This is a genomic window from Nocardia sp. NPDC060220, assembly GCF_042727815.1.
GTDB lineage: Bacteria > Actinomycetota > Actinomycetes > Mycobacteriales > Mycobacteriaceae > Nocardia.
The window spans coordinates 1-3,565 of record NZ_JBHWZY010000728.1 but is presented as its reverse complement, the minus strand read 5'-3'; the positions used below and the strand labels follow the sequence as shown (position 1 = coordinate 3,565).

Here is a 3,565-nt window from a genome sequence, read left to right as displayed (position 1 = left end):
GTACAGGTCGGGGCGGTCCGCGAGAACCGAAATCGTCAGCGGCATGGATCTACGATGCCTCACCCGGCGCCGCGAAATCGAGCGAAATCAGGTCAGTTCGATCGGACCGCGGAGTTGACGGGCAACCGCGCGGAACCAGCCGAGGTGGTAGTGAGCGCCTTCGGAGTCGAATCGGGAACGTAGCTCGTACCAGCGCAGGCCGGGGTGGCGGTGGTGTACGTCGTGCAGATTGAAGCTGAGGGCGAAGCGCTCGAGGGTGCGGGGCAGGCGCAGATTCATTGCCGCTCTGGGCGATTCGAGGTCTGTGCCGTAGTGGTAGGCGTTGTCGGAGAGGGAGATGATGAGGGCGCGGCCGCCGAGCGCGGCGAGCAGCATCCAGCCGTGCGCGCCGTAGCAGAGGAACGCGACGGTGTGGATGACGACGATCGCGGCGGCGTCGGTGCGGAACTTTCCCAGAACCACGGGCTGGGCGACTCGCTCGAGTACGAGACCACCGACCGAATCGGGTGCGTCCACTCGACGTCCCAGTGCGCGAATGGTTCGCTCGGGCATCGGCGCGAGCAGGAGCGCGAGCACTTCGAGCAGGTACAAACCGCCGAACAGTTTCAGATAGAACGGGGGAGCGGCGGACCGCCGAGTGGTCGTCGCCGGGTCGTAGATCTCGCTCCGCTCACGAACCCGGCTGTATCGATGGTGGAGCAGGTGGCCCACTTTCAGCATCGCGAAGGGCGATCCGTACACCACCGCCAGCATGCGTCCCATCCGGTCGTTGCGGGTCCGATTCCGTAGCAGCGACCCGTGAACGGCCTCGTGGATCAGTGACCAGAACGGCGTGATGGTCAGCGTCAGCGGCACCAGGGCCCAACCCCACGCGGCATCCACGGGGAGCAGCACCAGCGGGATCACGAACAGCTGGGTGCCGCCGATTGTCAACGCGAGCACGATGAGTCGCACATTTACCAGGTCGCCGCCGGCAGTGCGCGGCACATCGGAGGGGCGCGGTGTGCGAGTTCGAGTCATGGTGCAGCGGTGCTCCGGATAGATCAGGCAAACTCCGCCCCTATCCTGCCACCCGCACACCCAGGCGTGGCAGGCCCGACGGTACCGCGAACCGGGTGTTCGCCGACAATTCAGCAGAGATGCACCCGCACGGCCGAGGCAGAACGGCTAGGTGTTCTGCTGCTCCGGTTCGATATCGAGCTGGAGGGGGAACTGGCTCACGGTCCATGCGGCCACCGCGGTCGACGCCAGGACGTGGAGCAGGTAGATCGTGCAGACCAGGCCGATGCCGTAGTCGCGCATCCACGCACCGAGGGGAATCAGGGCCACCAGGTCGAGGCCGAGCATCAGTAGCGACAGGAGCAGAGCAGGCGCGGCCCAGGACGGCGCGGGCGGTTCGGCGGCCGCATCGGTTGTGGGCGGGGAGTCGACAGGGTTTTCGGTGGCCATGGTGTCCTCACAGGCAAAGCCGGGGGCTGGACGCTGCGTGCTAGCTGATCTGTCACATATTCGGGGTCGCAGGCTGCCCGGATCGGCGCGCGAGGTGAAAATCTCGGCATCCGCAATCGATGGGCAACATGGCGCAACCGCCTGTCACGCGGCAGCGGTCGGCTCTCGGAGGCCGGTTGCCCCGCGATGTGGCAACCCGAATCGCATCACTGCAGTTCGGGGCTGTCGTGGACGGGAATCCGGTGTGGTCACGGATTGCCGCCGGTGTCGGGCGCACGAGCGCTTCCCGGTGCTTCCCCCTTCTACTGTATACACGATTCCGGGCCCTCATGAGGCGCTGAATCCTGGTCCATAATCGCTCGCGTCAGACCGAAACCACCAGGTGAGGAGTAGCGGAATGGCCTATGTGCTCGGATTCGACGAGATCGATCGAACAATGGTCGCGATCGTCGGCGGTAAGGGTTCCAACCTCGGCGAATTGTCGCGGGTCGACGGTGTCGAGGTGCCGGACGGGTTCTGCGTGACGACCGATGCCTTCGCTCGGACGGTGGCGGGGGAGCCGACGCTCGATGCTCGGCTCGACGAGGTGTCGCGCCTCGAGCCAGGTGATCGGGCCGCGATCTCCCGGCTGAGCGCGCAGTTGCGGCGCATGATCGAGGAGCTGGTCGTGCCGGACGCGGTCGTGGAGGCGATCCTCGCCGCGCATGCTCGGCTCGGAGCGGAGAACGCCTGTGCCGTGCGATCCAGTGCGACGGCCGAGGATCTGCCGGGCGCCTCGTTCGCCGGCCAGCAGGACACCTTCCTGAATGTCGTGGGAGCGGCGGCGATCGTCGAGCATGTCCGCCGGTGCTGGGGTTCGCTGTTCACCGAGCGAGCGGTCACCTATCGACTGCGAAACGGCTTCGACCAGAAGAAGATCCGGATGGGCGTGGTCGTGCAGCGGATGGTGTTCGCGCGCGCCGCCGGCATTCTGATGACGGCCGACCCCCTCACCTCCGACCGGACCGTCGTGTCCATCGACGCTGGTTTCGGTCTCGGCGAAGCGCTCGTGTCGGGTCTGGTCAATGCCGACGTCTACCGGGTTCGCGACGACCACATCACCGACAAGGCGATCGCCACCAAGAAGATTTGCGTGGAGCCGGTCCCGACCGGCGGCACCCAGGTGCGCGAGATCGCGGGCGAACACCGAAACGAGCCGGTCCTCTCCGATGCGCAGGTGCTGGGCCTCGCGCGGCTCGGCCGCCGCATCGAGGCGCATTTCGGCAGCCCTCAGGACATCGAATGGTGTGCGGACGGAGATGTTTTCCGCATCGTGCAGAGCAGGCCGATCACCAGCCTGTTCCCGATCCCCGACGCCGACGACGGGGAGAACCACGTCTATGTGTCGGTGGGCCATCAGCAGATGATGACCGACGCGATGAAGCCGTTGGGGCTCTCGGTGTGGCAGCTGACGAGCAACGCGCCGATGCGTGACGCGGGCGGCCGGTTGTTCGTCGACGTCACCGCGATGGTGTCCGTGCCCGCGAAAGGCGCCGCCTTGGCGGCGGGACTCGGCAAGTCCGACCCGCTGATGGGGGACGCGCTGCGCACGGTGCTCGAGCGCGGTGACTTCGTTCGTGAAGTGCCAGAGGAGGATTCCGGCGCACCAGCGACGCCGTTCGGTACCGCCCCCGCGCCGATCGACACCGATCCCGACATCGTCACCGAGCTCATCAGGCAGAGCGAGGCATCGCTGGCGGCCATGAAGCGCGACATCGAGGACCTGTCCGGACCGCCGCTGCTCGAGTTCATCCGGACCGATATCCAGCAGGAGCTGCGGCGGGTCCTGTTCGCTCCCCAGGGTTTGCAGGTGATCATGGCCGCGATGGAGGCCACGGAGTGGCTCAACGATCGGTTGCGGGAATGGCTGGGCGACAAGAACGCTGCCGACGCACTCACCCAGTCGGTCCCCGGCAACGTGACATCGGAGATGGGTCTGGCGTTGCTGGACGTCGCCGATGCGATCCGCCCGCATCCGGCGGTGGTGGCGTACCTGGAGCGGATCGAGGGCGACGATTTCCTGGACGGTCTGGTCGATCACCTGGGCGGTGATGACGCACGAGCCGCGATCGAGGGG

3 protein-coding genes are annotated in these 3,565 nt (G+C 66.6%); 1 reads left to right on the top strand and 2 read right to left on the bottom strand.

Annotation, left to right across the window (positions count from 1 at the left end):
- Positions 1-87 precede the first annotated feature (87 nt).
- Entirely contained in the window at positions 88-1,020 is a 933-nt protein-coding gene (locus ACFWF3_RS28565; protein WP_378990095.1) for a fatty acid desaturase family protein, read from the bottom strand.
- A gap of 147 nt (positions 1,021-1,167) precedes the next feature.
- The gene (locus ACFWF3_RS28560) at positions 1,168-1,449 is read right to left on the bottom strand and encodes a hypothetical protein (protein ID WP_379316589.1); all 282 of its coding nucleotides are present in this window, start codon (positions 1,447-1,449) and stop codon (positions 1,168-1,170) included.
- Between the two features lie 397 nt (positions 1,450-1,846).
- On the opposite strand from ACFWF3_RS28560, the gene ACFWF3_RS28555 reads away from it, so the two are divergent.
- A partial coding sequence (locus ACFWF3_RS28555) for a PEP/pyruvate-binding domain-containing protein (RefSeq protein WP_379316587.1) occupies positions 1,847-3,565 on the top strand: 1,719 nt, incomplete at its 3' end.